Origin of the sequence: Candidatus Chordibacter forsetii (genome assembly GCF_964187505.1) — a bacterium.
GTDB lineage: Bacteria > Verrucomicrobiota > Verrucomicrobiia > Opitutales > Seribacteraceae > Chordibacter > Chordibacter forsetii.
On the sequence record NZ_CAXLML010000049.1, the window covers coordinates 1 to 4,365 of the forward strand.

The window sequence follows — 4,365 nt, forward strand, 5'->3', positions numbered from 1 at the left end:
GGAACTAGTTTGGAGTGTGCTCAATGTCATGACCACCCTTTTGACCGATGGACTCAAAAACAATTCTTCGAGATGGCTGCATACACTTATGGGGCTCACAGGCCAACTAATAAAAGCGCAACTGAGTTTGGGAAGTTTTCACGAATGGCAAGACAGTGGATGAACGAAGAGCAAAAGAAAGTTTCCAATGACCCAAGTCTCGACGACGACGAAAAGGCAAAACAAAGGGCTGCGCTTGGGGCAAAATATCGTGGTGCCACTGGTATTGGCGATATAGTGGGGCTTGGCATGGATAATTTAGGAAAGGGAAAAATCAACCTCCCCAAGGACTATCAGTACGATAATGCTCAACCTGGGCAAGAGCTGAAGGCCAAAACCATTTTTGGATTAGTTATAGAACTTGATGAAAATCTTCAAGAAAAGGGATCACGTGACTCATACGCAAGTTGGCTAGCTTCCCCGGATAACCCTCGGTTCACTACAGTAATTGCTAATCGCCTGTGGAAAGCTGTGTTTGGACTGGGTCTAATTGAGCCCGTTGATAATATGTTCGATGATACCTTAGCCACGCACCCTGAGCTTATGCTTCACCTTGAAAAAATCATGGTGGCTCTTGACTATGATACAAAGGAATTCCTTCGCATCTTATACAATACCAAAGCTTTCCAAAGGGAATCGCCTACTAGGGATATTGATCCTCGTGATGCAAAAGACGAAGTAATGCCAATTGAAGTAAAGTATGTGATTTCTGGACCGAACCGCGATTATCCAAAGCGTGGAGCCGTCCCATACTTTTATCAAGGCCCTGTCGTTGAAAGACTTTCTGGCGAGCAAATTTGGGACTCATTAGTTGCCCTAAATTACCCAGATTTAGATAAACGAATCCACTCGCGTTTTCCCGGAAATGGGTTTGATCAATACCAACGATATATCAGTATGTCAGCGGAGGAACTTTTTATGGAAAGGCTTGGCATTCCAGCACCAGGATCTGACATGGATGCCCAAAAAGCAATGGCTGATAAACCTAAGCCAATCAATGAAAATTGTCCCATAAGACCAGGGAGGTTGGCAGACCCGAATATCACCGCAAAGAATGAAAAGGGTGAGACGGTTGCCTTTTGTTGTAACGGTTGCAAAGACCAGTTCCTAGAAAACCTCCCAGCGATGAACGAAATGATGATGGACGGGGAAATGATGGCTGGTGGTTCTGATTCTTCTCCTCAATCGTACTCAAGAAATGGCACCAAAACCAGAGACACTAACTCGCTGCGGGCTGCAGAAGTTGGTCACCCTGCCCCTGCTGGACATTTCATTCGTCAATTCGGGGGTTCTCCGAGAGATCAAATTCAAGTTTCTCACAAACAAGCCTCAGTGGACCAGGTTCTTGCTGTAATGAACGGTTATGTTGAGAAAAATATTATCAGTAATAAAAATTCAACTTTTATGAAAAAACTTTCTTCTCAAGTAACAATGGTTGATAAAATCAATTATGCATTCAAAGCCATTTTACAGCGTAAACCTACCACCCGGGAAATGTCTGACTTTACAGAAAGTCTTAAGATGATGGGCAGTGAAAATGTCCACAAAGATGTTGCCTGGGTACTCCTTAACAGTCACGAATTTTTATTTGTCCGCTAATCATACGAACTACCAAACATACTAATTATTATGAAATCCGATCTCAAAAATTTAGACGAGCTTAGTCGTAGAGAATTTGTTGCCAGTGCTGCTAAAGCTTGCTTGGGCGTCGGGCTATTGCCAATGGCTGGTTCTTATGTCCATACCCCAGCCCAAGCTCTTCAACCTGGCACCCGTCCAGCCAAGGCGAGACATCTTATCTATTTATACATGTCTGCAGGGATGTCACATATGGATACCTTTGCCCCCAACACCGATGCAGATAAAGATAGTTACCAAGGTCCAGTAAGTCCGATATCAACCAGTGCTGACGGTGTGTTTTTATCCGAAAACCTTCCTGAAACCGCCAAGCACATGCACAATGCAGCCATCATCCGTACAATGATGACTAGCCAAGGTGCACACATGCAAGGCACTTATCTCATGCACACTAGTTATCAGATGCGTGGTACAATTTCCCACCCGACATTTGGTAGTTGGATTTCTAAAATGTCCGGTCCTATTAATTCAACCATTCCAATGAATGTTGCGATTAATGGACGTATAGGGAGTTCTGGTTTTCTTGAATCAAAATATGGCCCGCTTCCAATCGGCAACCCTAATGCCGGTTTAGCTAATAGTAAAGCGGCCGATTACCTGGATCAAACACGCTTTGATGGTCGTCTGGCGATGGCACAAAAGATGAATGCTAGTTTCCTAGGGACCTATGATCAAAAACAGGTTCGTGCTTACACCGACCTTTACAACGATGCGGTTAAATTGATGCGTAGTGAAGATTTAAAAGCATTCGATGTGGCTTCTGAACCTGACGCAATGAAAGACCTTTACGGTCGTTCCGCATTCGGGCAGGGCTGTTTGCTTGCCCGTCGTCTTGTAGAAAATAAAGTCCGTTACATCGAAGTAAACCGGGGTGGATGGGATACCCATTCTAACAATTTTGAAGCGGTTGCAAATAACTGTGCCGACTTAGACAAAGGCCTTAGTGCCCTACTGCTTGATTTGGAAATGCGTGGACTACTCGAAGACACGATGATTGTATTGGTGTCTGAATTTGGTCGCACCCCAAGAATTAACGGTGGAAATGGCAGGGATCACTGGCCTTACGGTTTCTCTGCCTTTCTTGCTGGCGGCGGAGTTAAAGGCGGAACAGTATATGGGAAGATGGATAAGGTAGGTAGAAACCCAGTCGAAGGAAAATTTGTTGATCCTGCTGGCCTTAATGCGACTATCGGATATAATATGGGATTACCTTTAAATGATGTACAATATTCACCCTCTGGTCGTCCATTCAAGGTTGCTCATGACGGAGAACCTTTATTGGATGTATTGGTTTAAACTAAATTAGTCGTTGGGATGGCAAGTTGCCGCCCTATATGGGCTTCAATATCATTGTTATTATGCTCAAAACTCTTTGCGGTAGAGCCATTTAGAACTTTTACAGCGTCCGCCGGACAAGCTTTCACAGCAAGAGTACTCAGTTACGAGGGGCAAACATTCTACCTGGAAGCTAAAGATAAAAAACTCTATCCAGTTCCCTATAACCAGCTATCCAGTTCCGATCAGTCCTATTTAAGGGAATTATCACAGAAAGGAAAGTTGCCAATTGGGGACCCCAGAAAGCTTAGCTCGAAAGAAAGCCCTAAGGAAAATGGGGAGGAAGTATCCACTAGCGAATCAAGTATGGATGAACCAGAAAATATTCCCCAAGATGGACCACGCCTTAAAGCACCACCCAAGAAAAAAATCAAATTACGTAAGGGCTCCTTTTTTGCTTACAGACCAATAAAACTTGGCCAAGACCCAAATCTAGCAGTTGAAGCCAAAGAAAGTGGCATGCCCGTAGAGGGTCAGCCTATAGACTTCAGCAACCATGTTCTCCCTATTTTGGAAGATCGATGCTTTAGTTGCCACCAAGAGCCATATGATAAAAACGGCCGTACCATCCAGCCAAAAGCAGGGCTAGCTCTTAATACTTATGAACTGGTAATGAAGGGAAACCTTGATAACACCGTAGTTACAGCCGGGGATGTGGCTGACAGTTATTTGCACGAAGTTCTGACTCTAGACGAAGATGACGACATGTTTATGCCCCCCAAGGGCGGTCCCCTCAAGCCTGAACAAGTCGATATCATTAAACGTTGGATTGAAGAAGGTGCAAAACTAAGTGCAGGGGGTGCAACGGTTGCTGATGCAAGCAATGGAATTAGTTTTCATGATCATATCTTTCCTATCATAGAAGATCGCTGCCTTGATTGTCATGGAGAACCTTATGTAAAAAACGGTAGAACCATTCACCCCAAAGCCGGTCTAGCATTAGATTCCTACGAAGCAGTGCTTAAAGGCAACCTTGATGGTGAGATAATCGATAGAGGAGATCACGAAGAAAGCACCTTATTTGTTGTGATCACTTTGGACCCTGATGACTCCGAAATCATGCCCCCCAAAGGTGATCCATTAACAGCAGAAGAAATTGAACTATTTAAACAATGGATTGATGAGGGTGCGAAAGAATATCCATCCGATAACTTTGATAAACCCAAAGAAGATAAAGTAGCTGTTGCACTTACCTCTGTTGCAGATGCCAAAGTACCCTTAGTCGACCTTCTTGGGAAAAGGCTGTCAAAGCCCTCTAAAACTCAGATTGAAGTTGCATCCAAAACGGGTGCTTTGGTTACACCTCTTTCAGTTAAGCACAATATGATTCGTGCCGAATTTTCTTCAGGTCCC

The 4,365-nt window shown here is 44.1% G+C and carries 3 protein-coding genes; all 3 read left to right on the forward strand.

Annotated features, from left to right (window positions below; all coding sequences use genetic code 11):
• The coding region (locus ACKPQ4_RS02215; protein WP_407679578.1) for a DUF1553 domain-containing protein at window positions 1-1,638 on the forward strand (1,638 nt) is incomplete at its 5' end.
• Window positions 1,639-1,668: 30 nt separating this feature from the next.
• Window positions 1,669-2,973: a DUF1501 domain-containing protein gene (locus tag ACKPQ4_RS02220; RefSeq protein ID WP_407679579.1), complete on the forward strand. Its 1,305-nt coding sequence runs from the start codon at window positions 1,669-1,671 to the stop codon at window positions 2,971-2,973.
• 54 nt (window positions 2,974-3,027) lie between these two features.
• Window positions 3,028-4,365: c-type cytochrome domain-containing protein (locus tag ACKPQ4_RS02225; RefSeq protein WP_407679580.1), on the forward strand; the 1,338-nt coding region annotated here is incomplete at its 3' end.

Coding starts and splice junctions, on each gene's coding strand:
- ACKPQ4_RS02220 (WP_407679579.1), top strand. CDS start 1,669: ATGAAATCCGATCTCAAAAATTTAGACGAGCTTAGTCGTAGAGAATTT.